The sequence below is a fragment of the Streptomyces sp. NPDC046759 genome, assembly GCF_040645475.1.
GTDB lineage: Bacteria > Actinomycetota > Actinomycetes > Streptomycetales > Streptomycetaceae > Streptomyces.
Window position 1 is genome coordinate 39,628 of sequence record NZ_JBEYYJ010000041.1, and the last position, 23,215, is coordinate 62,842.

The 23,215-nt window shown below is 72.2% G+C and carries 16 protein-coding genes and 1 pseudogene; 9 read left to right on the forward strand and 8 right to left on the reverse strand.

From position 1 onward, the window contains the following. Nucleotides 1-614: 614 nt before the first annotated feature. Nucleotides 615-2,132 carry an MFS transporter gene (locus ABZ919_RS37330; RefSeq protein WP_361257360.1) on the reverse strand — a complete coding sequence of 506 codons (1,518 nt, stop codon included), beginning with the start codon at nt 2,130-2,132 and terminating at the stop codon, nt 615-617. A 203-nt stretch (nt 2,133-2,335) separates the two neighbouring features. On the opposite strand from ABZ919_RS37330, the gene proP reads away from it, so the two are divergent. Together proP and ABZ919_RS37340 are read left to right on the forward strand one after the other, a co-directional pair. Further along, nucleotides 2,336-3,805 carry a glycine betaine/L-proline transporter ProP gene (proP, locus tag ABZ919_RS37335; RefSeq protein ID WP_361257415.1) on the forward strand — a complete coding sequence of 490 codons (1,470 nt, stop codon included), beginning with the start codon at nt 2,336-2,338 and terminating at the stop codon, nt 3,803-3,805. A 116-nt stretch (nt 3,806-3,921) separates the two neighbouring features. Further along, nucleotides 3,922-4,518, forward strand: coding sequence for a DUF4232 domain-containing protein (locus ABZ919_RS37340; RefSeq protein WP_361257363.1), 597 nt, complete (start codon nt 3,922-3,924; stop codon nt 4,516-4,518). Between the two features lie 27 nt (nt 4,519-4,545). Here ABZ919_RS37340 and nrfD read toward each other — a convergent pair whose 3' ends face one another. From nrfD to ABZ919_RS37355, 3 genes are read right to left on the reverse strand one after another with little or no spacing between them, the layout of a single operon-like run. Further along, nucleotides 4,546-5,559: an NrfD/PsrC family molybdoenzyme membrane anchor subunit gene (gene nrfD / locus ABZ919_RS37345; RefSeq protein WP_361257366.1), complete on the reverse strand. Its 1,014-nt coding sequence runs from the start codon at nt 5,557-5,559 to the stop codon at nt 4,546-4,548. Then, nucleotides 5,556-6,572, reverse strand: coding sequence for a 4Fe-4S dicluster domain-containing protein (locus ABZ919_RS37350; RefSeq protein ID WP_361257369.1), 1,017 nt, complete (start codon nt 6,570-6,572; stop codon nt 5,556-5,558). Before ABZ919_RS37350 ends, nrfD begins: the two co-directional genes overlap by 4 nt. Before the next feature lie 16 nt (nt 6,573-6,588). Continuing rightward, nucleotides 6,589-7,521 (reverse strand): cytochrome b N-terminal domain-containing protein, encoded by a 933-nt coding sequence (locus ABZ919_RS37355; RefSeq protein ID WP_361257372.1) that lies wholly within the window; start codon nt 7,519-7,521, stop codon nt 6,589-6,591. Between the two features lie 291 nt (nt 7,522-7,812). On the opposite strand from ABZ919_RS37355, the pseudogene ABZ919_RS37360 reads away from it, so the two are divergent. The 4 genes and pseudogenes from ABZ919_RS37360 to ABZ919_RS37375 all read left to right on the forward strand — a co-directional run. Next, nucleotides 7,813-8,634 (forward strand): annotated as a pseudogene (locus tag ABZ919_RS37360) (thiamine pyrophosphate-binding protein); the annotation flags it as partial. A gap of 293 nt (nt 8,635-8,927) precedes the next feature. Beyond that, nucleotides 8,928-9,428, forward strand: coding sequence for a thiamine pyrophosphate-dependent enzyme (locus tag ABZ919_RS37365; RefSeq protein WP_361257374.1), 501 nt, complete (start codon nt 8,928-8,930; stop codon nt 9,426-9,428). A gap of 226 nt (nt 9,429-9,654) precedes the next feature. Next, nucleotides 9,655-13,905, forward strand: a complete 4,251-nt coding sequence (locus ABZ919_RS37370) for a HAMP domain-containing protein (RefSeq protein ID WP_361257377.1) — start codon at nt 9,655-9,657, stop codon at nt 13,903-13,905. Nucleotides 13,906-14,005: 100 nt separating this feature from the next. Continuing rightward, on the forward strand, nt 14,006-16,384 hold the full coding sequence (locus ABZ919_RS37375) for a SpoIIE family protein phosphatase (RefSeq protein WP_361257380.1): 2,379 nt from the start codon (nt 14,006-14,008) through the stop codon (nt 16,382-16,384). On the opposite strand, the gene ABZ919_RS37380 is transcribed toward ABZ919_RS37375, so the two are convergent. Both ABZ919_RS37380 and ABZ919_RS37385 read right to left on the reverse strand, forming a co-directional pair. Further along, complete coding sequence (locus ABZ919_RS37380; RefSeq protein ID WP_361257383.1) at nt 16,371-16,838, reverse strand: ATP-binding protein; 468 nt, start codon at nt 16,836-16,838, stop codon at nt 16,371-16,373. The genes ABZ919_RS37375 and ABZ919_RS37380 overlap by 14 nt on opposite strands. Before the next feature lie 244 nt (nt 16,839-17,082). Continuing rightward, on the reverse strand, nt 17,083-17,256 hold the full coding sequence (locus ABZ919_RS37385; RefSeq protein WP_361257386.1) for a CsbD family protein: 174 nt from the start codon (nt 17,254-17,256) through the stop codon (nt 17,083-17,085). A 160-nt stretch (nt 17,257-17,416) separates the two neighbouring features. Here ABZ919_RS37385 and ABZ919_RS37390 point away from each other — a divergent pair, with 160 nt between their 5' ends. The 3 genes from ABZ919_RS37390 to ABZ919_RS37400 all read left to right on the forward strand — a co-directional run bounded on the left by ABZ919_RS37390 (nt 17,417) and on the right by ABZ919_RS37400 (nt 21,130). Beyond that, entirely contained in the window at nt 17,417-17,839 is a 423-nt protein-coding gene (locus ABZ919_RS37390) for a MarR family transcriptional regulator (RefSeq protein WP_361257389.1), read from the forward strand. A 38-nt stretch (nt 17,840-17,877) separates the two neighbouring features. Next, nucleotides 17,878-19,632 carry an MFS transporter gene (locus ABZ919_RS37395; RefSeq protein WP_361257417.1) on the forward strand — a complete coding sequence of 585 codons (1,755 nt, stop codon included), beginning with the start codon at nt 17,878-17,880 and terminating at the stop codon, nt 19,630-19,632. Nucleotides 19,633-19,945: 313 nt separating this feature from the next. Continuing rightward, nucleotides 19,946-21,130, forward strand: coding sequence for an ANTAR domain-containing protein (locus ABZ919_RS37400; protein WP_361257393.1), 1,185 nt, complete (start codon nt 19,946-19,948; stop codon nt 21,128-21,130). 497 nt (nt 21,131-21,627) lie between these two features. Here ABZ919_RS37400 and ABZ919_RS37405 read toward each other — a convergent pair whose 3' ends face one another. Both ABZ919_RS37405 and mgrA read right to left on the reverse strand, forming a co-directional pair. Beyond that, nucleotides 21,628-21,807 carry a hypothetical protein gene (locus ABZ919_RS37405; protein ID WP_361257396.1) on the reverse strand — a complete coding sequence of 60 codons (180 nt, stop codon included), beginning with the start codon at nt 21,805-21,807 and terminating at the stop codon, nt 21,628-21,630. Between the two features lie 177 nt (nt 21,808-21,984). Then, the gene (gene mgrA / locus ABZ919_RS37410; protein WP_361257399.1) at nt 21,985-23,028 is read right to left on the reverse strand and encodes an L-glyceraldehyde 3-phosphate reductase; all 1,044 of its coding nucleotides are present in this window, start codon (nt 23,026-23,028) and stop codon (nt 21,985-21,987) included. Nucleotides 23,029-23,215: the final 187 nt, after the last annotated feature.

Below are 23,215 nucleotides of genomic sequence, written 5' to 3' on the forward strand. Positions count from 1 at the left end.
GTGCCGGCGCACGGACCGTGCATGCGCCCGTAAGGTCCGGGTGGTCACGGTCCCGATGAAGTGACGGGCGTGATCGCGTGAGCGTCAGGGGCGTTGGGGTGAAGGCGGCGGCCCGGTGAGGCAGTGACATGTCTTCGGGACCGTTTTCACACGGGAGTCGATCGTCGCCGCATGCGTGTTCGTGGTGATCCTCGGTGTCCTCGCCTGGGCCCTGGTGCGCCGGCGGACGGAGGTCTCCGACCGGCCCGAGCGGCCCCGCTTCGAGGCCTTCTACGTCGGCGCCCTCGCCGCCTTCGCGATCTTCCTGGTGTCGTGGACCGCCTGGCAGAACCACGAGGAGAACCACGCCGCCGGTCCCGGGCCGCTGCGCGTCGACGTCACCGGATTCCAGTGGTGCTGGACCTTCGGCTACCCGCAGTCCGCGGCGCACCGCAAGGTCTCCGGGACCTGCAAGGGAAAGGACTTCCCGACGCTCGTCGTGCCGACCGGCCGCACGGTGCGGTTCCACGTCACGTCGCGGGACGTCATCCACTCCTTCTGGGTGCCGGACCTGCGCCCGGTGACCGGGCCGGTGAGTTCCGGGGCCGCCGCGGGCGGTGCGAGGTCGCCGGCCCTCAGGCGTGCCGGGCGTGCATGGGGTTGTGGGCGACCTCGTCCGGGCACTTGCGGTGCCGTGGGCGCGTCCGCCGGTCGCGCCGCCAGTCGTACGCCGCGAGGACCAGGGACGCCACCATGCCGACGAGGGCGGCGCCGAGCGCGGTGACCAGGGCGCCGCGATAGTCGTGGCTCCTGCCGAGCACCAGGTAGAAGAGGCCGGGCAGGGCGGCGGTGCCCACCGCGGCGCCCAGCCGCTGTCCGGTCTGCAGCGCCCCGCCCGCCGCGCCGGCCATCTGCACCGGCACGTCCCGCAACGTCATGGTGATGTTCGGGGAGACCACGAAGCCGCTGCCGATGCCACCGAGGAGCAGGACCGGGGCGGCGACCCACGGCGCGATGTCGAGGGGCGCGAGGCGGAGCAGCAACACGGTGCCGCCCAGGCCGACGATCACACCCGCGAGGCCGCAGACGGTGAGCAGCCGTCCGAACCGTTCCACGAGGCGGCCGGCGACCACGGCCGCACTCGCCGAGCCGAGGGCGAAGGCAGTCACCGCGAGGCCCGACTTGAGCGGGGAGTAGCCCAGACCGTGCTGGTAGAAGAGGGCGAAGACCAGCCAGACGCCGCTGAACCCGATGAAGTACAGCGTGCCGACGCCGGCGCCGACGGCATAGCCGCGCACCGTGGTGAACAGGCGTGGGTCGAGCAGTGGCTGGGCGCCGCGTTCGACCAGGCGGCGCTGCCACTGCGCGAACACGGCAAGGACCGCGGCGCCGGCGAGGAACAGCCACCACACGCGGCCGAGGCCGCCCGAGTCCGCCTGGACCAAGGGGTACATGAGCGCCAGGACGCCGAGGCCGAGGAGCAGGACACCGGGCAGGTCCACGCGTCCGCGGCCCGACGGGCGGGTGCGGGGCAGCAGGCGGCGGCCCAGGAGGACGGCGAGGATCCCGATGGGGACGTTGACGTAGAAGATCCAGCGCCAGCCCTGGGCGCCGGATGCCAGTGCGAGGACGGCGCCGCCGGTGATGGGGCCGACGGCGGAGGACACGCCGACGGTGGCGCCGAAGAAGCCGAAGGCGCGGCCGCGTTCGGCGCCACGGAACATCTGCTGGATGAGCGCGGAGTTCTGCGGCGCCATGAAGCCGGCCGCCAGCCCCTGGGCGAGGCGGCCCACCACCAGGAGCGTGATGTCCGGAGCCGCTCCGCAGGTCGCGCTGAAGACCACGAAGCCGCAGAGGGCCAGCAGGAAGATACGGCGCCGGTCCAGCGCGTCGCCGAGACGGCCTGCCGTGACGAGGGCGAGAGCGAAGGCGAGGGCGTATCCGGAGACCACCCACTGCACCTGCGCGGGAGAGGCGTGCAGATCGCGCTGGATCGTGGGCAGGGCGACCGCCACGATCGTCACGTCCAGCAGGCTCATGAAGCCGGCCACCAGGGTGACCCACAGGGCCCGCCACCGGTTCGGATCCGGCTCGTACCCGGCTTCCTGACCGCCCCGTTGCCCGTCGCCCGCCGCTGACGCCGACGCCGCCACTTGGGCTCCTCTCACCAGGTGCGCACCCGAACGGACCAGGTTCCCCCGGCGGCACGAGGCACACGCCCCAGCATGCGCCCGCGACGAGCCGGGGACGAGTCCCTCCGTGGCCGTCACCCACGGTGGCCGACCGGACGCGAGGCGAAGGCATCCGTTTGGGAGCGGAAGATCTGCGCAGGCGTTGTGCTACTGGGAAAGGCGACCTGCGAAAGGAGACGGCAGCTGTGCGACGCCACCGGGCACTGTTCCGCGCGAGTGAGGAACGACGCCGTCCTGAGCTGCGGCGTGCGGACATCACCGTGACCGACGACGCCGCGGTCAGGCGCGCCACCAAGGCCGCGGCCCTCGGCAACGCGATGGAGTGGTACGACTTCGGCATCTACAGCTATCTGGCGTCGACCATCGGCAAGGTCTTCTTCCCCTCGGGGAACGACACCGCCCAACTGCTCAGTTCGTTCGCGACGTTCGCGGTGGCCTTCCTGGTGCGACCCGTCGGCGGCATGGTCTTCGGGCCCCTCGGCGACAGGCTCGGGCGCAAACGCATCCTCTCCATCACCATGATCATGATGGCGGTGGGCACCTTCGCCATCGGCCTCATCCCCCCGCACTCCGCCATCGGTCTCTGGGCCCCGGCCCTGCTGATCCTCTTCCGGCTGGTGCAGGGTTTCTCGACCGGCGGGGAGTACGGAGGCGCCTCGACCTTCATCGCGGAGTACGCGCCCGACAAGCGGCGCGGCTTCTTCGGCAGCTTCCTGGAGTTCGGCACGCTCGCCGGGTACGTCGGAGCGTCCGGGCTCGTCGTCGTCCTCAGCGGCGTCCTCAGCGAGGACCAGATGCTGCACTGGGGCTGGCGCGTGCCCTTCCTGGTCGCGGCCCCGCTGGGCTTCATCGGCCTCTACCTGCGGCTCAGGCTGGACGAGACGCCCGCCTTCCGGAAACTGGAGGGCGCCGGGGTCCCGGAGAGCGGGGCCGCGGACGCCGTGGAGACCTCGGCCGCCTCCGACCTCGGCAAGATCTTCACGCGGTACTGGCGGCCGCTGGTGCTGTGCCTCGCGCTCGTCGCCGCGTACAACATCACCGACTACATGCTGCTCTCCTACATGCCGACGTACCTGTCCGACGAACTCGGCTACGGCACCGACCACGGGCTGCTGATCCTGCTCCTCGTGATGGTCCTGCAGATGGGTGTCATCAACCAGGTCGGACGCCTCTCCGACCGCTTCGGGCGCAAACCGCTGCTGATGACGGGGATGCTCGGCTTCCTCTTCCTCTCCCTGCCGTCCTTCCTCCTCATCCGGCAGGGCGGCGTCGCCCTCGTCACGCTGGGTCTGCTGCTGATGGGCCTGTCCCTGGTGGCGCTGCTCGGCACGATGTCGGCGGCGCTCCCGGCGATCTTCCCCACCCACGTCCGCTACGGCTCCCTGTCGGTCGCCTACAACGTCTCCACCTCGGTGTTCGGCGGCACCACCCCCCTCGTGATCACCGCCCTGATCAGCGCCTTCGGCACCAATCTCATGCCCGCTTACTACGCGACCGCCGCCGCGGCCGTCGGCGTCGCCGCCGTCCTGTGCATGCGGGAGACCGCCAACAAGCCGCTGGCCGGCTCCCCGCCCTGCGTGGAGACGCAGGAGGAGGCCGCCGAACTCGTCGCGGCCGACTCCGCCCGTCCCTAGTGCTGCGACCGGCACCAGGTCTGGCGCAAACCCGACCGAACTTTTCCCGCACGCCCGGCATCACACCTGGGGTAAGGCGAACCACGCAGCCGACCACGAAGGGGTGAGCCCTCACCATGACCCACCAGCACCGCAGCCACACGCGCGGCACCGCCATGGACCCCCGGTCCGGCCGGCGCCGGCGCCTCGTGCGGGCGACGCTCGCCGTGACCGCCGTCGCCGGACTGGGGATCGCCGGCGCGGGGGCGGCCCAGGCCGCCGGCACGCGGGCCACGACGGCGACGCCCACCTGCGCCGTCTCCGCGCTGAGCGCCTCGTTCGGCGAGGAACTGGGCGGCGGCATGAATCACCAGGGCGTGGTGGTCAAGCTGAAGAACACCGGCACCCACACCTGCCTGCTGCGCGGCTACCCGGGCCTCGGCCTGGAGAACGCCGCGCACCGCACGCTCCACTCGACCACCCACTGGGGCGACACCTGGTACGCGAAGAGCCCGCCCAAGACCACGCTGACGCTGCGCAAGGGCGCCGTCGCGGAGGCGGTCATATCGTGGACGCACGCCGACACCGGCACCTCCGACGCCGTGCACGCCGCCTACCTCGAGGTCACGCCGCCCGCGGCCACCAGCCACAAGACGCTGAAGTTCCCGCAGTGGGTCGACTTCGGCGACCTCAGGGTGACCGCTCTCGCGTACCGGATCCCCGTCAACCCCTGAGCGTGAGCGTCGTACGGCGGTGAGGCACTAGCGGCCGCGCGCCGCCAGCCGCTCCCGCTGTGGTACGACCGTGTACTTGGGGTCCTCGGCGGAGGCCACTCCGGCGTGGAAAACGCCGAAGCGCAGGGCCGCCGAACCGGTGAGCAGCGCGGCCCCGGCCGCCAGGGCGAGGCGCCGGTCCCGCCCTGAACACAGGGCCAGGGCCGCGCCGCCCGCCGTCAGCAGCTCCGCCGCCCGCAGCCACAGGTGCGATTTGCCCTGCTCGAAGGGCTCGGCGGCCAGGCCCATGCGCCGCTTCATCGTCCGGAAGGCACCCAGCTCCAGGGCGGCCCCGAAGGCGGCCAGCCGGCGGGCGGGCCCGGCCTCGGCGGCCGGAGCGGCGGCCAGGGCGAGACCGGACGCCGCCGTGGCGGCGGAACCCGCGAACACGAACGGCAGCTCCCGGTAACCCTCGTGCCAGGAAGGCACCGCCGTGTCCGAGAGCAGCACCGCGGTGTACGTCGCCACCGCGGGGCCCAGGGCGGCGGCGCCCAGCGTGGCGGCCGACCCCAGCAGCCGGTACCGGCCCGCCACCTGGGTGGCCGCCGCGGTCAGCGTCAGCGGCGCGTACGCCGTCAGCAGCCACGAGCCCACGCTCATCGGAGAGGTGGGCTTGAGGACGCGGAGCATGTTCAGGAACCGGGCCGGACGGCCGAGGTCGTGGACGAGGGCGGCCAGCGACAGGGAGATGGCCCCGGCCGCCCCGAGCTTCGCCGGTGCGGCCAGCCCCGGCCGGTTCGTGGCCTGGGCCCCGGCCGCCAGCAGCGACGACGCTCCGGCCAGGCCGCCGAGATACAGGTATCCGGCGATGTCCAGCGGCTCCCAGGTCGGCTTGTTCAGTACGGGCTTGCCGTAGTACGACGAGAACTCCGCGTCCGGCACCATCGGCTGCTCGCCCCGCCCGCGCCGGCGCCTGCGGCGTCCCGCGTGCGCGCCGGTCGGCGCCTGCCGGCCGGGCCGTGTGTCCTGGACGCCGTCCCGGGTGACGTCGGATTCGCTCATCGCGGCCTCCTCACGAAGCTGCCGAGGGCGAGGACGACCAGCGAGCCCGCGGCCAGCGCCGCGTGCCGCCACATGTCGGGCAGGTCGCGGGTGGTGACCACCGGGTCGGGCGGCAGCCCGTACACCTCCGGCTCGTCCAGCAGCAGGAAGAACGCGCCGTCGCCGCCGACCCCGTCGTCCGGGCTCTGTCCGTACAGCTGCGCGTCGGCCACACCGGCCGCGTGCAGCTGGGCCACCCGCGCCTGCGCCCGCTCCCGCAGCTCCTCGAGCGGGCCGAACTGGATCGACTCGGTGGGGCAGGACTTGGCGCAGGCGGGCTCCATGCCGACGCCGAGCCGGTCGTAGCACAAGGTGCACTTCCAGACCCGGCCGTCGTCCTGGCGCTGGTCGATGACGCCGTAGGGGCAGGCGGGAACGCAGTAGCCACAGCCGTTGCAGACGTCCTCCTGGACGACGACCGTGCCGAACTCGGTGCGGAACAGTGCCCCGGTGGGACATACGTCCAGGCAGGCCGCGTGCGTGCAGTGCTTGCACACGTCGGAGGCCATCAGCCAGCGCAACTCGGTGCGGCCGTCCGGGGAGAGAGGGGAGATCTGGCCGGCCGGAGGTCCCTCGGGCGCCTGCCCCGGCGGGGGAGTGGTGGCTCCCGGGCCGGGGGAGGCGGTGCCGGTGCCGAGTCGAGCCGCGGCGGCGAACACGTCGACGTCGTCGTGCGCGACCCCGGGTTCCTGCCCGCCGAACGGCTTGCGCTGCTCGATGAAGGCCACGTGCCGCCAGGTGTCGGCGCCCAGCCCCTGGGTGTTGTCGTACGACATGCCCGTCCAGACGAGACCGTCCTCCGGAATGGCGTTCCACTCCTTGCACGCCACCTCGCACGCCTTGCAGCCGATGCACACCGACGTGTCGGTGAAGAAACCCATCCGCGGCGGCGCGTCCGGGTAGCCGGAGGCCCCGGCCACGTCCGGCTGCGGGCCGTAGAGCAGATTCGCGCGGACCTCGTCACCGTCCCTCATCGCCGGACCTCCTCGCTCATGACTCCTCGCCCTCCTCGGGTACCTCGTCCGGCGCCGCTCGCACGGCCTCGACCCGGCGTTTCAGCCAGGACGTCACCGGCATCTCCACGCTCTTGGCCAAGTACCAGCGGCTCAGGGCGTTGCGCAGCCGATGCCGGTGGAACCACCGCCAGGCCTCGGTGCCCTCGGGGCGCGGCCGGGGCAGGTCGCGCACGAGGATGCGGTAGGCCTCCTCGCGGGAGAGCAGAGTGTGCGCCTCCTCGTAGCCACCGCCGGCCGTGCGCCGCACTTCCGCCGTCGTCCCGCCGTCCAGCAGCCGCCGCCGGTCGGCGGCCTGCAGACCGAGGCAGGCCCGTTGGGTGGCGTGGTACGTCACGAGCGGCACCACGAACAGCGCTGCGCGCAACATCCGGGTGATCAGCTCCACCGTCAGGTCGAACTTGAGGGCCAGCACGTCCTGCCCGCCCGTCAGCAGCAGGACCCCGTACGCCGAGACGGCCGCCGCGCCCAGCGCGGTCCGGGTCGGCCGGTTGCGCGGCCGGTCGCACAGGTGCTGTTCCGGCAGGTTGACCTCCCGGGGCCGCCTGAACGCCCCCGTGAAGAAGATCCGCAGCAGATGGACGCCGATGGCCGCGACGAACGCCAGCGCCACCCAGTGGTGCATCTGCCGCACCAGCAGGCCACCGCGCACATCGAAGCTGATGTGCAGCACCGAGGCGTACGCCTCGCTGGTGAACGTGCCGCGCAGTGGAAGGTAGGAGCCGGTGTACGGCCGTTCCGTCATGTCCGGATGGAAGAAGAACGTCAGCCAGACACCCGTCAGCACCAGCACGACCAGGCTGTACAGCGCCGACTCGCCCAGCAGGAAGGACCAGTGGTCCGGGAACGCCTTGCGCAGGAACTGCTTGCCCGCGGCCGCCACCGGGAGCCTGCGGTCCAGCGCCGTCACCGGACGCTCCCCACGCGCCCCGTCTTGGGCGGACCCGCGCTCCTCCGACGCCGCCACCGCGTTCTCGCCCTTCCGCCCGGTGCTGGGTTCCTCACTCTGGGTGCTCTGATGTGAGCGTGGCACGGGTGCCCTGGCCCCGCGCGCTCGAAACGACGGCCGGGCTCCGATTGCCTGCGTGGCCGCCGGGCTGCCCGGAGCGACGGAGGAGTGGGCAAGGAGGTCACCGTGGGGAGCGTGTCCGAGCTGGTCGCAGCCCGGCTGCGGGCCTGGGGCGCGGAGCGGGTCTACGGGGTGCCGGGCCTCGAGATCGATCCGCTGATCCGCGCCCTGGCCGGCGGGGCGCGGGCCCCCTGGTTCGTGCAGACGCGCGGCGCGGAGTCCGCCGCCCTCATGGCGTGCGCCGACGCCAAGTTCCCCGGCCTCCTCGGCTGCTGCCTCGCCCCGCCCGGCGCGGGCGCCCTGCGGCTCCTCGGCGGGCTCTACGACGCCGCGGCGGACCGGACTCCGGTCCTGGCCGTGGTGGGGGCGGAAGCGATCACCCGGCGGCCCGGCGGGCGTGTCACCCGGCATCTGGCCGAGGTCTCCGTGTTCTGCGAGGAGGTCTGCGGGCTGCAGCTGATGGGCGACGCCCTGAACCGCGCGGTGCGGGCTGCGCTCTGCGACCGGGGCGTCGCGAGCCTGGTGGTGTCCTGCGACGTCCTCGCGGCGACGGCACCCGCCGGACCCGACGGCCCCGGAGCCGCTCCCCAGGACTTCAGCCCTGTCGTGCGCACACCGGACCGGCAGGACGTCCAGCGCGCGGCCGAGGTGCTGAACGGCGCCGGGAAGCCGGCCGTCGTCGTGGGCAACGCGGGACGGGCCGCGTCCGGGCAGGCGGTGGGGGCGGCCTCGCTCCTCGGCGCCGGCATCGCCACGACGGCCCTGGCCCGCGACGCCCTGCCGCACCTCACGGGTGTGGCGGGGCCGCTCGGCAGTGAGGTGGCAGCCGAGCTGCTCCGCGAGTGCGACACCCTGCTCCTGGTGGGGGCGGAGGACCTGGGCCCCGGGCTCCCCCCGGGCGCCGCCCACCGCAGGATCGTCACCGTGGACCGCGAACCGGCCGACTGTCCCCTCGGCCACGCGCTCCCGGCCGTCCGGATGAACGGCGACGCCACCGCGGCCCTCGAAGCACTGATCCCGCTGCTGCGCCGCAGCACGGACCAGGCGTGGCGCAACCGGGTCGAGAAGGCGGTGCGGTCCTGGCGGGCCGACGGCGACACGAAGGCGAGCCGCTACTTCGGTACGTGCGTCAACCCGCGGTCGGTCGTCGCCGAGCTGTCCGAGCGGCTGTCCGACCGGGCCGTCGTCGTCACCACTCGGGGACCTCGCTGGACTGGTGGATCCGCCATCTCCGGCTCCGCAACGGCATGCGCTCTCTGCTGTCCGGTCACCTGGGCCTGCCCGGCGCCGCCGTGCCCTACGCCCTGGCCGCCCGGTTCGCCGCCCCCGACCGGCCGGTCGTCGCCCTCGTCGGCGACGGCGCCTTCCAGGCCGGCGGCCTGAACGAACTGATCACCGTCCGCCGCCATCTGGACCGGCTGGCCGGTCTTCCCCCGCTGGTGTTCTGCGTCCTCAACAACGGCGACCTGAACCGGCTGACCTGGCAGCGCCGGGCCGCGGCCGGCGACGCGCTGATCCCGCTGTCCGCCGAGGTCCCCGCCATGCCGTACGCCGAGTGGGCCCGGCTCGCGGGCATTCCGGCCGTGCGCTGCGACCGGCCCCGGCACGTCGCCGCCGGCTGGGCCGACGTCCTCCGCCAACCCGGACCGGTGGTCCTCGAGTTCATGGTGGACGGCGAGACCCCGCCGGACTGGGCGGCCGCGCCCCTGTCGCCATCCGTGGCCAAACAGGACCGTGTACCCGGCTAGAGCACTTTCCTTCCTGTCACCGGCCAACGAATTCCGAGTCGTCGAGGGATGGCCGATTGCTTTTGTAGGAGCATGCCCGGCTGGGTTAACCTGCGGCGTATTTTCTCATCAGGCAAATCCGTGAACAGCGGAAATGCACACACCGATCGCCGGGTCAGGCCACGTGCCCGGCGTTGGTTCCGAGTCCTCCGAGCGAGGGCTCCTGGGGAGCGGGACGAGGGTGCGCATGGCCGGCAAGGCGACCGGGACGACCGAAAGGCTCCCCGGTGACGAGGAACTGAGAAGACTGCTCGCGGGGCTGACCGCCGTGCGCGACGGAGACTTCGGCACCCGGCTGCCGGACGACTCCCCGGGGCTGCTGGGTGACATCGCCACCGTCTTCAACGGCATGGTCGACCAGCTGTCCGTCTTCACCTCCGAAGTCACGCGAGTGGCACGCGAGGTGGGCACCGAGGGCACCCTCGGCGGTCAGGCGCAGGTGCCGGGCGTCTCCGGCACCTGGGCCGACCTGACCGACTCGGTCAACGCGATGGCGGGCAACCTCACCACGCAGGTCCGTGACATCGCCCAGGTGGCCACCGCGGTGGCCAAGGGCGACCTGTCGCAGAAGATCGACGTGCCCGCGCGAGGTGAGATCCTGCAGCTGAAGGAGACCGTCAACACGATGGTCGACCAGCTCTCCGCCTTCGCCGACGAGGTGACCCGGGTGGCCCGCGAGGTGGGCACCGAGGGCAGGCTCGGCGGACAGGCCCAGGTGCCCGGCGTCGCCGGTGTCTGGCGCGACCTGACGGATTCGGTCAATTTCATGGCGGGCAACCTGACCGCGCAGGTGCGCAATGTCGCCCAGGTGACGACGGCGGTGGCGCAGGGAGATCTCTCGCAGAAGATCACCGTGGACGCGCGGGGCGAGATCCTGGAGCTGAAGAGCACCATCAACACGATGGTGGACCAGTTGTCGGCGTTCGCGGACGAGGTGACCCGGGTGGCCCGCGAGGTCGGCACCGAGGGCAGGCTCGGCGGACAGGCGGACGTCAAGGGCGTCAAGGGCACCTGGCGGGACCTGACGGATTCGGTCAATTTCATGGCGGGCAACCTGACCGCGCAGGTGCGCAATGTCGCCCAGGTGGCCACGGCGGTGGCGCAGGGAGATCTCTCGCAGAAGATCACCGTGGACGCGCGGGGCGAGATCCTGGAGCTGAAGAGCACCATCAACACGATGGTCGACCAGTTGTCCGGTTTCGCGGACGAGGTGACCCGGGTGGCCCGCGAGGTGGGCACCGAGGGCAGGCTCGGCGGACAGGCACAGGTGCGCGGGGTCGCCGGCACCTGGAAGGACCTCACCGACAACGTCAACGTGATGGCCTCCAACCTCACCGGCCAGGTGCGTTCCATCGCCCAGGTGGCCACGGCCGTCGCCAGGGGCGACCTGTCGCAGAAGATCACCGTCGAGGCCAAGGGCGAGGTCGCCGCCCTCGCCGGCGTCATCAACACCATGGTCGACACCCTGTCGGCGTTCGCGGACGAGGTGACCCGGGTGGCCCGAGAGGTCGGCACCGAGGGCCGGCTCGGCGGTCAGGCCCATGTGCCCAACGTGGCCGGCACCTGGAAGGACCTCACCGACAACGTCAACTCCATGGCCAACAACCTCACCGGCCAGGTGCGCAACATCGCGCTGGTGACCACCGCCGTGGCCAAGGGCGACCTGTCCAAGAAGATCGACGTCGACGCCCGCGGCGAGATCCTGGAGCTGAAGACCACCATCAACACGATGGTCGACCAGCTGTCGGCGTTCGCGGACGAGGTGACTCGCGTCGCGCGCGAGGTGGGCACCGAGGGCCGGCTCGGCGGACAGGCCGAGGTGGAGGGCGTCTCCGGCACCTGGAAGCGGCTCACCGAGAACGTCAACGAACTCGCCGGAAACCTCACCCGGCAGGTCCGCGCCATCGCCGACGTGGCCAGCGCCGTCGCCGAGGGCGACCTGACCCGGTCCATCACCGTCGACGCCTCCGGCGAGGTGGCCGACCTCAAGGACAACATCAACTCCATGGTGGAGTCACTGCGCGAGACCACCATGGCCAACCAGGAGCAGGACTGGCTCAAGACCAACCTCGCCCGGATCTCCGGCCTCATGCAGGGCCACCGCGACCTGCCCGTCGTCGCCGAGCTGATCATGGACGAGCTGGTGCCCCTGGTGTCCTCCCAGTACGGCGCCTTCTACCTCGCCGAGGACGGCGAGTCGGGGCCCGAGCTGCGGCTCGTCGGCTCCTACGGCCGACCCGAGGAGGACACCCGGCCGGAGCGGATGCCGTTCGGCCGCTCCCTGGTCGGCCAGGCCGCCCGCAGCCGCCGTACCATCGCCGTGGACGAGCTGCCGCCCGGGTACGTCACCATCTCCTCGGGACTCGGACAGATCGAGCCCACCGCGCTGTTGCTGCTGCCCATCCTCTTCGAGGAGCAGGTGCTCGGCGTCATCGAGCTGGCGTCCGTCACCCCGTTCACACCGGTCCAGCGGGACTTCCTCCAGCAGCTCGTCGACACCATCGGCGTCAACGTCAACACGATCGTCGCCAACGCCCGTACCGACGAACTCCTGGAGGAGTCGCAGCGCCTGACGAGCGAACTGCGGGCCCGTTCGGCCGAGTTGCAGGCCCGTCAGGAGGAGCTGCAGCGGTCCAACGCCGAGCTGGAGGACAAGGCCTCGCTGCTCGCCGAGCAGAACCGCGACATCGAGGCGAAGAACCTGCAGATCGAGCAGGCCCGGCAGGAACTGGAGGCGCGGGCCCAGCAGTTGTCGCTCGCCTCGAAGTACAAGTCCGAGTTCCTCGCCAACATGAGCCATGAGCTGCGCACCCCGCTCAACAGCCTGCTCATCCTGGCCCAGCTGCTCGCCCAGAACCCCTCCCGCAACCTCACCCCCAAGCAGGTCGAGTACGCGGGCATCATCCACTCGGCCGGCTCCGATCTGCTCCAGCTGATCAACGACATCCTCGACCTGTCCAAGGTCGAGGCCGGCAAGATGGACGTGACGCCGGAGCGCGTCGCACTGCGGCAGCTCATCGATTACGTCGAGGCCACGTTCCGGCCCATGACCTCGCAGAAGAGCCTCGAGTTCACCGTCTCCACGGCCGCCGGCGCCCCCGCCGACCTGCTCACCGACGACTCCCGGCTCCGGCAGATCCTGCGCAACCTCCTCTCCAACGCGGTGAAGTTCACCGAACAGGGCGGAGTCGAGCTGCGTGTCGAGCCCGCCGCCGACGACGAGGTGCCCCAGGAAGTGGTGCGCGGCGGCGCCGTCGTGGCGTTCCGTGTGACGGACACCGGCATCGGCATCCCGGAGCAGCAACTCGAGACCATCTTCGGCGCGTTCCAGCAGGCGGACGGCACCACCAGCCGCAAGTACGGCGGTACCGGGCTCGGCCTGTCCATCACCCGGGAGATCGCCCGCCTGCTCGGCGGCGCCGTCACCGTCGACAGCACGCCCGGCAAGGGCAGCACCTTCACACTGTTCCTGCCCGTGGCCCGTCCCGAGTTCGGCGACCATCCGCGCGGCGGGCGCGGCATCGCCAAGGCGGCCCACGAACAGCGCCCGGACGGCACGGCCGGGCACGAGCCGGATGCCCCGGCGCCCCGCGTCACCGCGCAGAGGCAGCGACCACGCAGGCTGCTCGTCGTGGAGGAACGGCCACGCGGCCTGCTGACCCTGGTCGCGGAGAGCGTCGTCGGCGACCTGGAGCACAGCCACGGCAACGGCATCCCCGTCGACGTCATCACCGCGGTCGGCGCCCAGGAAGCGGCCGGTGCCCTGGCCGCCGAGCCCTGCCACTGCGTCGTCGTGGACCTGGGCGGACCCGACGGGGAGTCGGTCCGCTTCCTGGAAGCGGTGCGCGGCGACTCCGCCCTCTCCGGCGTACCCGTGCTGGTGCACAGCTCCCACCGCGAACACCCGGAGCCGGAGCCGGGCGGCTTCCTGGAGTACCTTGCCAGCCTGGACGAGCTGCGGGAGCGGATCGCCCTGCACCTGTCCGCGGAGGAGCCGGGTGAAGTGCTCACCCTGGTCCGCAGCGAGGAGTCCCAGCACACGCCGGCCGACCTGGCGGACGAGCACACCCGCGGCCGCACCGTCCTGGTCGTCGACGACGATGCGAGGAACCTGTTCGCGCTCAGCGGCATCCTCGAACTGCACGGCTTCCGGGTGCTGCACGCGGAGAACGGCCGCAAGGGCATCGAGACCCTGGTGAGCCACCCGGACGTCGAAGTCGTGCTGATGGACGTGATGATGCCCGAGATGGACGGGTACGCGGCCACGGCGGAGATCCGCAGCATGCCGCAGTACGCCGACCTGCCGGTGATCGCCGTCACCGCCAAGGCGATGCACGGCGACCGGGAGAAGAGCCTCGCCTCCGGAGCCAGCGACTACGTCACGAAACCGGTGGACACCCATGACCTCATCGCCTGCGTCCGGCGCTGGCTGCCATGAGAACGCCGATGGCACCGCCCGTCCGCCCGTCCGCAGGCCGAGGAGTACTCATCCGGTGAACACCCATGAACGACAAGGCGAACCCGACACTCTCCCCGGCGTGCCCGCTCCCGGCACCCCGGGGGACGACGAGCCGGGCGACGGGCCCGCGACCTCGCCGGTGGGCAGGCTCGCCGCCACCGTGGAACGGCTGCGCCGGGAAGTGCGGGCGGCACAGGCGGAGGCCGAGGGCAGGGCGCTGATCGAGCTGGCCAAGGGCATTCTGGTGGAGCGCCTGGGCTGCGGACCCGCCCAGGCCGCCCGTCAGCTCGCCGAGCTGACCGAACAGGCCCAGGTGACCCCGCTGGAGCTCGCGGTGGACGTCATCAACCAGGCGGCCCGGGACCGCGTCGCGGAGGTGACCGCGGCGTTCCTGTCCGCCACCGCGGCCCACCCCGGGCCGGCCGAGGATTCGGCCGCCGTCCGACTGCGCGCGGCCGAGAGCGGCGTCCTCGCCGCGCACGACACCCAGGCGATGGCCGACTCGCTGCTGGAACACGCCCTGCGGCCGCTCGGCGCCGTCGCCGTGGCGATCTGGGCGGCCGGCTCGGACGGCTCGCTGACCCTCGCGGGCAGTGCCGGATTCGCTCCGGCCGAGGCGGCCCGCTGGCGGTACGTCCCGCCCGACGTGGCCACGGTGGCCCGGCGCGGTCTCACCGAGCCCGACGGGCAGTGGCTGCCCTCCCTGGCCGCCTCGGGACTGCCCACGATCGGCCGGCGGGAGTACACCGACGGCGCCCGGATCGCCGTCCGCGCGGGCGCGGGCGGCCGGATCCACGGGGTCCTGGAGATCGCCTGGCCCAAGCCGGAGGGCCCGCTGCCCCGCCCGGTGGAACGGCAGGTGGAAGCCCTCGCCGAGCTGTGCGCGCACACCCTGGAGACCTTCGTGCCCCCCGCCCAGGCCGCACAGGAGCCCCGTGTGGTGCCCGACGTGGCGGAGCTGATGGACCTGGCGGACGGTCTGCACGACCCGGCCCTGGTGCTCGTGCCGCACCTCGACGAGGCCGGGCGGCTCGTCGACTTCCGGATCCAGCACGTCAACAGCCGCTTCCTCGACCCGGCGGGCCGTCCGAGGGCCGTCGTCGGCGGCGCCCTGCTGCTGGAGGCCTACCCGATGGCCGCCGGCGTCAGCGAGCTGTTCCAACGCGTGGAACGGGTCTACGCCACCGGCGAGCCGTTCCGAGCGCAGCGCATGCGGCTCACCGCGCTGGTCGACCAGGTGCCGCTCTCCGCCGTCGCGGACATCAGCATCAGCCGGCACGGCTCCAGCGTGCTGCTCATCTGGCGCATCGAGGACGAGACCGCACGCCTCGCGAGCCTGCTCCAGCACGCGCAGCGACTCGGCCGGATCGGGGGCTTCGAGGAGAACCTGCTGACGGGCGAGATCACCTGGAACGGCCAGCTGTTCACCCTGTACGGCCGTCCGTCCACCAGCACTCCCGTCGCGCTGGAGGACCTGCCCGCGCATTCCCACCCGGACGACGCCGTCCCGATCGGCCGCTTCCTGCGCACCCTGCTGCACCACCACCGGCCGGCGTCCGCCGCGTTCCGGCTGCAGCGCCCGGACGGTGTGACCCGGCACATGCGCCTGGTCGCCGAACCGGTCCTCGACACCGACGGGCAGCTGATCGGGGTACGCGGCGCCTACCAGGACATCTCCGCCCAGCACTGGACCGAGGTCGCCCTGGCCGCGACCCGCGACCAGCTCGCCCATACCGAACAGCAGGCCGTCGAGCGCAACCGGCTCACCCTCCAGCTCCAGCACGCGATCATGCCGCCCGCGCAGGAACCGCTGCGGGTGCCCGACCTGCAGGTGGCGGTGCGCTACCGGCCTGCCGAGACGGAGCACCTGGTCGGCGGCGACTGGTACGACGCCGTCAGGCTGCCCTCCGGACTGGTGCTGCTGTGCGTCGGCGACGTCGCCGGACACGGGATCGAGGCGGCCACCAGCATGGTCGTGCTGCGCAACGCGCTGCGCGGCCTCGCCGTCACCGGTGCCGGGCCGGCACAGCTGCTGTCCTGGCTGAACATCGTCGCTCACCATCTGACCGGCGGGGTCACCGCGACGGCCATGTGCGGTCTCTACGACGGCGAGCGGCGGACCCTGCGCTGGGCCCGGGCGGGCCATCTGCCGCCGGTCCTGGTCCGCGGGGCCGAGGCCAGCGCCCTTCCCAGGCTGCCGGGCCTGCTGCTGGGCGCCCTGCCGGAGGCGGTGTACGAGGAGGCCGAGGTGCGGCTGGCCGAGGGCGACACCCTGCTGATGTACACCGACGGCCTGATCGAGCGCCGGGACCGTTCGGTGGACGAGTCGCTGTCGCATCTTCTGGACACGGCCCGCTCGGCACCGCACACCCTCGACCATCAGCTCGACCGGCTGCTCACCTACAGCAGGTCGGACACCGACGACGACACCTGCATCGTCGGCATCAGGGTCGGCTGACGCCCCGGCCCTCCTGCTCGGCCGTGAGCGGCACGGTGGCCGAGACCCGTTTGCCGTGGGTCAGCCAGGTCACCTCGATGCCTCGGGAGAGCATCGTGACCAGGTGCAGCCCGTGCCCGCCGACCCGGCAGGGGTCGGGTGGGCGCGGCAGGGGCGGGGCGGCTGAGGTGTCCGTCACCGTGACGGACAGGGCGGTGGCGTCGGGCAGCAGTTCCAGATGCAGGGCGCACGGACCGGGGGCGTGTTTCGCCGCGTTGGTGACGAGTTCGCTGACGACGAGCTGGGCATCCTGCACCGAGCGTCGCGAGAGCGTGGGCCGCACCCGCGCGAGCAGCGCGGCGGCGGCGTCCCTGGCGTCACCGATGCCGGCCACCGCGTCGTCCCAGATGCGGCTCTGCCGCAGGCTCGCGGGGCGGGCCTGTGTCCTTGTGTGCGTCCCGAGCGGGATGTCCATGCGTCGTCGCCCTCTTCGTGCGGTGCCGGCGTTCCTTCCGGTGCCCACGGGATCCCCCGTCGCTGCCCGGATACCCGCTGGACCGTCGGTCAAGGGGTTGTCCGGCGCGAACCCTCCGGTCGCCCACGATCCGCGGGTCCATGGCCACGAACCGGTGCGCGTGCAGCGGAACGGGCCCAGGAGACCAGCGTCCGCTGGACGTCCCGGACCCGTTCGCAGTCGGAAGAGGCCGAGGCGGCCCGGCTCAGTGCTTGAAGGTGTCCTTCGCCTTCTCCTTGGCCTGCCGTGCATCGCCGCGCGCGCCTTCCATGCGGCCCTCGGCCTCCATCCGCTCGTTGCCGACGGCGCGGCCCACGGCCTCCTTGGCCTTCCCCTTGGCCTGCTCCGCCTTGCCCTTCGCCTTCTGACTGCCAGCCATTGCGTGTCACATCCCAAGGTTGTGCGGTGTCCGGTCCCCATTCGGCTTGCCACTGGGCGGCGGTCCAAACCGGGAAATCACGGACACCTTCCGTCAGGGCCCCCGGAATTGCTAAAGCTTGGTTGAACAGTCCAGGCTGATAAACCTATCGTCAGTAACCGTGGACACGCTTGCTCTCGCCGTGGAACTACGGCTGGCCATGGGCCGGATCGTCCGCCGACTGCGCCAGGCACACGCGGTCGGGGACGTGACGCTGTCCGGCGCCTCGGTCCTGGCCCGGCTCGCCCGGACGGGCCCGGACTCACCCGGCTCGCTCGCCGAACTGGAAAGGGTCCGGCCGCAGGCGATGGCCAGCACCCTCGCCGGCCTCGAACAGCGCGGACTGGTGAGACGTACCCCCGACACGGCCGACGGCCGCCGGGCCATCGTCTCCCTCACCGACGAGGGACAAGCCGTGCTGGAGCAGCGCCGCTCCGAATCCGTCAGCCGCCTCGCCCACGCCCTGGGCGATTTCACCCCGCAGGAGCGGCAGGCCCTGTACGACGTCCTGCCCCTGCTCGACCGGCTGGCGGAACGGCTGTGAACGGCGACACGCCCACCACGGGCCTGCGCGGCCGCCTCCTGGCCCGCTCGGCCCGCTTCCGGGACACGCCACCGGGCCCGGGCTACAAGTGGGTCGCCCTCTCCAACACCACGCTCGGCGTCCTGATCGCCACCATGGACGCCTCCATCGTGATCGTTTCCCTGCCGGCGATCTTCCGCGGGATCGGCCTCGACCCGCTCGCGCCCGGCAACATCGGCTACCTGCTGTGGATGATCCTCGGCTATCTGCTGGTCTCGGCCGTCCTGGTGGTCGTCCTCGGCCGGCTCGGCGACATGTTCGGCCGGGTCCGCATCTACAACCTGGGCTTCCTGGTGTTCGCCGGCGCCTCCGTCGCATTGTCCCTGGACCCGTTCCGGGCGGGGGCGGGCGCACTGTGGCTGATCCTGTGGCGCATCGTGCAGGCCTTCGGCGGCTCCATGCTCACCGCCAATTCCGCGGCCATCCTCACCGACGCCTTCCCGGCCCGTCAGCGCGGCATGGCCCTCGGCATCAACCAGATCACCGCGCTCGCCGGGCAGTTCCTCGGCCTGCTCGCCGGTGGCCTGCTGGCCGCGGTCGACTGGCGGGCGGTGTTCTGGGTGAGTGTCCCGGTCAGCGTCACCGGCACCGTCTGGTCGTATCTCAGCCTGCGGGAGACCTCGGCGGGCGGACGCGGCCGCATCGACTGGCTCGGCAACCTCACCTTCGCCTGCGGCGCCGGCATCCTGCTCGCGGGCATCACCTACGGCATCCAGCCCTACGGCGGCTACCCCACCGGCTGGAGGAACCCGTGGGTGCTCACCGGCCTGTTCGGTGGCGTTTTCTTGCTGCTGGTCTTCGTCTGCGTCGAGAAGCGGGTCGCGGAGCCCATGTTCCGGCTCTCGCTGTTCAAGGTGAGGGCGTTCGCCGCCGGCAACCTGGCCGCTCTGCTGACCGCGATCGCCCGCGGCGGACTGCAGTTCATGCTGATCATCTGGCTGCAGGGCATCTGGCTGCCGCTGCACGGCTACGACTTCGAGGACACGCCGTTGTGGGCCGGCATCTTCATGCTGCCGCTCACCCTCGGCTTCCTCGTCGCCGGCCCGGTCTCCGGATATCTGTCCGACCGGTTCGGCGCCCGCCTCTTCTCCACCGCCGGACTGGTCGTCGTCGCCGGATCCTTCCTGGGCCTGCTGGCTCTGCCGGTGAACTTCGACTACGCCGTCTTCGCCGCGCTGCTGCTGCTCAACGGCCTCGGCCAGGGCATGTTCTCCTCGCCCAACACCTCCTCCATCATGGGCAGCGTCCCGGCCCGCTACCGGGGCGTGGCCTCCGGTATGCGTTCCACCTTCCAGAACTCGGGCACGGCCCTGTCCATCGGCGTCTTCTTCTCGCTGATGGTCTCCGGCCTCGCGAGCACGCTGCCGAAGACGCTCGGCAGCGGGCTCCAGGCGCACGGCGTGCCCGCCGGGACCGCGCACGAGGCGGCCTCGCTGCCGCCGGTCAGCACGCTGTTCGCCACCTTCCTCGGCAACAACCCGATCGGCCATCTGCTCGGTGACGGCGGCACGCTGGACCACCTGACCGCAGCCCAGCGCGCCACGCTGACGGGCCACACCTTCTTCCCCGAACTGGTCTCCGGCCCCTTCCACCACGGCCTGACCATCGTCTTCGGCGTGGCCGCGGGCATGGCCCTGGTCTCGGCGCTCGCCTCCGCCCTGCGCGGCGGCCACGAGCGCGCCGAAGACGACGACATCCGGCAGGCCGCGCCGGACCGCTCGGCGAAGTCCCGGTCCACGCGCGCCACGTCCTGAAAGAGGGAGCAGGCGGGAGACCGAGGGCTCGGTCACACGGAAACTCCCCCAGCACTGTTCCGAACCAGGGGAGCCCCGGACCGACGACCTCCGGTCGTGGCCTCTTTCCAGTGTGCGCCGTCCTCGCAGGTACGGACCACGGTGACACGCCGTGCGGCGCAGGGAGGCGTCGCGCGCCGAGGGGACGGCTTGCCATGTCGTCGCGTCAGGGAACAAGGTGGGGGAAGAAGAGGAGTAGCGGTTCGGAAGCGGCCCGGTCTGCGGACCGATCGGGGGGTCCAGTCGGCGTGCCGAGTCCCGTGGGTGGTGCCCTGTGACGACGGGAGAGGCCACGGTCACCGTGCAGCCGGTGGCCGAGCGGGCGGTGGTGCTGCGGCTGACGGGGACTCTCGACGCCCTCGGCGCCGGGGTGCTCGGACGTGAGCTGGACCTGCGGCTGAGACGGGCCGACGAGCGCGGCCTGCGGCTGGTCCTGGACGTGTCCGGTGTGCGTGAGGTGAGCAGCACCGCGGTGCAGACCCTCGACGCCCACACCCGCTACCGCGCCGTAGGGCCTGTCCTGGTCACCGGCGCCACCCCCCAGGTCCGCCGGGTGCTCACGACGACGTCCCTGCCGGGCATCCGCCTCTACGCGAGCCTGGAGTGCGCCCTCGCCACCGTGTGCGCGTGCGAGAACCAGGGCGGGGGGGACTGGCCGCACGCGGCCGAGGGCACCCCCGCCGAGATCTTCGGGCTACGGGCCAAGGCCCGTACCAGCGGGACCATCGGCGTCGCCCAGGGCATCCTGATCGCGCGCTACTCCCTGTCCGGACCGGCCGACGCGTTCGCCCTGCTGCGCGCCGCCTCCCAGCAGCACAACGTACCGCTGCGGGTGGTGGCCTCGGCGGTCGTGACCGCGCCCGCGCCCGCGGGCGAGCAGTGGTTCCCGGGGCGCCGGCACACCCCGTCGCCCGTCCTCGAACTGCCCCAGGCCGACCGGGTGGACGTGCGGGACCGCCGGCAGGTGCTCAGGGCGGCCCTGTACGCGGCGGTGACCCTGGCGGACGCCGACGCGGCCGAGATCCACCTGACCGACCAGGTGCAGGACGAGGCGCTCGTGCTCGAGGCCCATCACGGACTGGACGCCGCCTACCGCGACTGCCTCGCGCTGGTGGTCGGTCCGCCCGCGGTGTGCGCGCGGGCGCAGGCCGGCGGCCGGCCGGTGACCGTGCCGGACGTGGCCGCGGATCCGGAGCTGGCCGGCCATCCGGTGGGCCGGGCGGCGCTCGGGGTGGGCAGCCGCGCCCTGTACGGCGTGCCGATGACGACGGACACCGGCGACAGCACCGGAGTGGTCACGCTGCACCGCACGGACCCCGGCGCCTGGCTGGGCCCCGGCGAGGAGGACGACCTGGAACGCCTGGCCCACGAGCTGGCCGGGTGGTGGTCCTGGTACCGCCGCACCATCGTCCAGGACGCGCTGGAGCACCTGCACGCACAGGGTGCCGCCGGAGGCTGAGAGCGCAACGGTCGGCGCTGGCGCCGCCGTCGCACGAAGTGCCGTGCGACGAGGGCGGCGACGGCCATGGCGAAGGCGACGAGGACATGGAGCTGGTAGCGCGAGATCTCGTCGTACACGGTCGTGTACCGCCCCCACCGGTGCACGAAGGGGGGCCCGCCGGCCCGGCCGATCAGATAGCCGATGTTGTCCCCGACCACGGCCGTGGCGAACGCGATGACCGCCACGGCCGCCACGTTCAGCCGCCCCGCACCCGCGTAGACCCCGGCGGCCAGCAGGATCGTCTCGCCCGGCGCGGGCACTCCGAAGTCCTCCACCAGGACCACGGCCCCCACGGCCCAGTAGCCGTAGTGGCTGAGCAGCGGCGCCAGATGTGCCAGCGGACCCGGAAGCGGAGGGGCGGCCATTCCTCCACGGTATGTCGGCGCGATCAGCGGCCCGCCGGGCACGCCCGCGCGGTGCGACGGCCGTCCGACGGCGCCCTGGCCGTGCCGGGCTCAGCGGCCGTAGCGGACGGTGTCCTCGTCGTCGGCGACGCCCTGGCACATGTGGCACAGTTCGTGATCACCGTCGCGGGTGACGACCGTGCCCCAGCCGAGGCAGACCTCGCACTCGTGGGCGAGGCCCAGGTCGGGCTGGGGAGGCAGGAGAGGACTGCGGTGGGCTCCGTACGCCATGGGGGGGAGCGGCTCCTCGGAAGTCGCGGGAACGTGGGGACGGTGTCACGCGCTTTGACAACGCTGTCCGAACGGCATCCATTATGTCGGGTTTATTCCGTATGTCTGTGACGTACGTCACATATCGCGCTCACTCTTCTGCTCCGTGAGTGCCCGGCCGCGTCGGCGCCGTCGGCCTCAGTCCAGGCGGCCCAGCCGGGCCTCACGCCACAGGTCCACGCCGCCGTCCACCGCGTACTTGTCGATCTCGGCCAGCTCCTCCGGCGCGAAGTGGAGGTTCTCCAGCGCGGCCACGTTCTGCTCCAGCTGCTCGGGGCGGGACGCGCCGATGACGAGGGACGTCACCCGCTCGTCGCGCAGCGCCCAGGCCAGCGCCAGCTGTGCCAGCGTCTGCCCGCGCCGGGCCGCGATGTCGTTCAGGGCGCGCAGCCGGCGCAGCATGTCGTCCGTCAGCCAGGACGCGTCGAACGACGTGCCGCGCGCCGCCCGCGAGTCCTGCGGCACGCCGTCCAGGTAGCGGCCGGTCAGCAGGCCCTGGGCGAGCGCCGTGAAACCGATGACCCCGAAGCCCTCCTCCTCGGCGGCGTCCAGCAGACCCTCGGTCTCGATCCAGCGGTTGACCATGCTGTACGACGGCTGGTGGATCAGCAGCGGCGTGCCCAGCTCCCGCAGGATCGCCGCGGCCTGCCGGGTGCGCTCGGCGTCGTAGGAGGAGATGCCGACGTACAGCGCCTTGCCCTGGCGGACCGCCGTGTCGAGGGCGCCCATCGTCTCCTCGAGCGGCGTGCTCGCGTCCAGCCGGTGGGAGTAGAAGATGTCCACGTAGTCCACGCCCATCCGGCGCAGCGACTGGTCCAGCGAGGCCAGCACGTACTTCCGGGAGCCGCCGCCCTGCCCGTAGGGCCCCGGCCACATGTCCCAGCCGGCCTTGGTGGAGATCACCAGCTCGTCCCGGTAGGGCGCCAGGTCCTGCTTGAGGAGCCGCCCGAAGTTGCGCTCGGCCGAGCCGTACGGCGGGCCGTAGTTGTTGGCCAGGTCGTGGTGGGTGATCCCGAGGTCGAAGGCGCGCAGGGCGATCTCGCGCTGGGTCTCGAAGGGACGGTCGTCGCCGAAGTTGTGCCAGTAGCCCAGGGACAGGACGGGCAGGTCCAGCCCCGAGCGGCCGGTGCGCCGGTAGCGCATGGTGCCGTCGTAGCGAGTGGGGTCCGCGACGTGGGTCATCGGGTCTTCTCCGGGTGGTGCCGTAGGTGTCGCCCCTCCGTGTGCGGACGGGCCCGTCCACCCTGAGCCCACAGGCCGCTCAAGTCCAACCGCCGTACCGGATGGGATTGAGCGGGTCCGTTTCTCAATCGGCCCCAGGGGCAGGCGGTGATCGGCGGGGCGTGGGAAAGGAGACACTCGTGAGCGC

What these genes read in the sequence shown, in the direction of transcription:
- ABZ919_RS37340 (WP_361257363.1), top strand. Translation starts at nt 3,922, where the DNA reads ATGACCCACCAGCACCGCAGCCACACGCGCGGCACCGCCATGGACCCC.
- nrfD (WP_361257366.1), bottom strand. Translation starts at nt 5,559, where the DNA reads ATGAGCGAATCCGACGTCACCCGGGACGGCGTCCAGGACACACGGCCC.
- ABZ919_RS37350 (WP_361257369.1), bottom strand. Translation starts at nt 6,572, where the DNA reads ATGAGGGACGGTGACGAGGTCCGCGCGAATCTGCTCTACGGCCCGCAG.
- ABZ919_RS37365 (WP_361257374.1), top strand. Translation starts at nt 8,928, where the DNA reads ATGCGCTCTCTGCTGTCCGGTCACCTGGGCCTGCCCGGCGCCGCCGTG.
- ABZ919_RS37370 (WP_361257377.1), top strand. Translation starts at nt 9,655, where the DNA reads ATGGCCGGCAAGGCGACCGGGACGACCGAAAGGCTCCCCGGTGACGAG.
- ABZ919_RS37380 (WP_361257383.1), bottom strand. Translation starts at nt 16,838, where the DNA reads ATGGACATCCCGCTCGGGACGCACACAAGGACACAGGCCCGCCCCGCG.
- ABZ919_RS37385 (WP_361257386.1), bottom strand. Translation starts at nt 17,256, where the DNA reads ATGGCTGGCAGTCAGAAGGCGAAGGGCAAGGCGGAGCAGGCCAAGGGG.
- ABZ919_RS37405 (WP_361257396.1), bottom strand. Translation starts at nt 21,807, where the DNA reads ATGGCGTACGGAGCCCACCGCAGTCCTCTCCTGCCTCCCCAGCCCGAC.
- mgrA (WP_361257399.1), bottom strand. Translation starts at nt 23,028, where the DNA reads ATGACCCACGTCGCGGACCCCACTCGCTACGACGGCACCATGCGCTAC.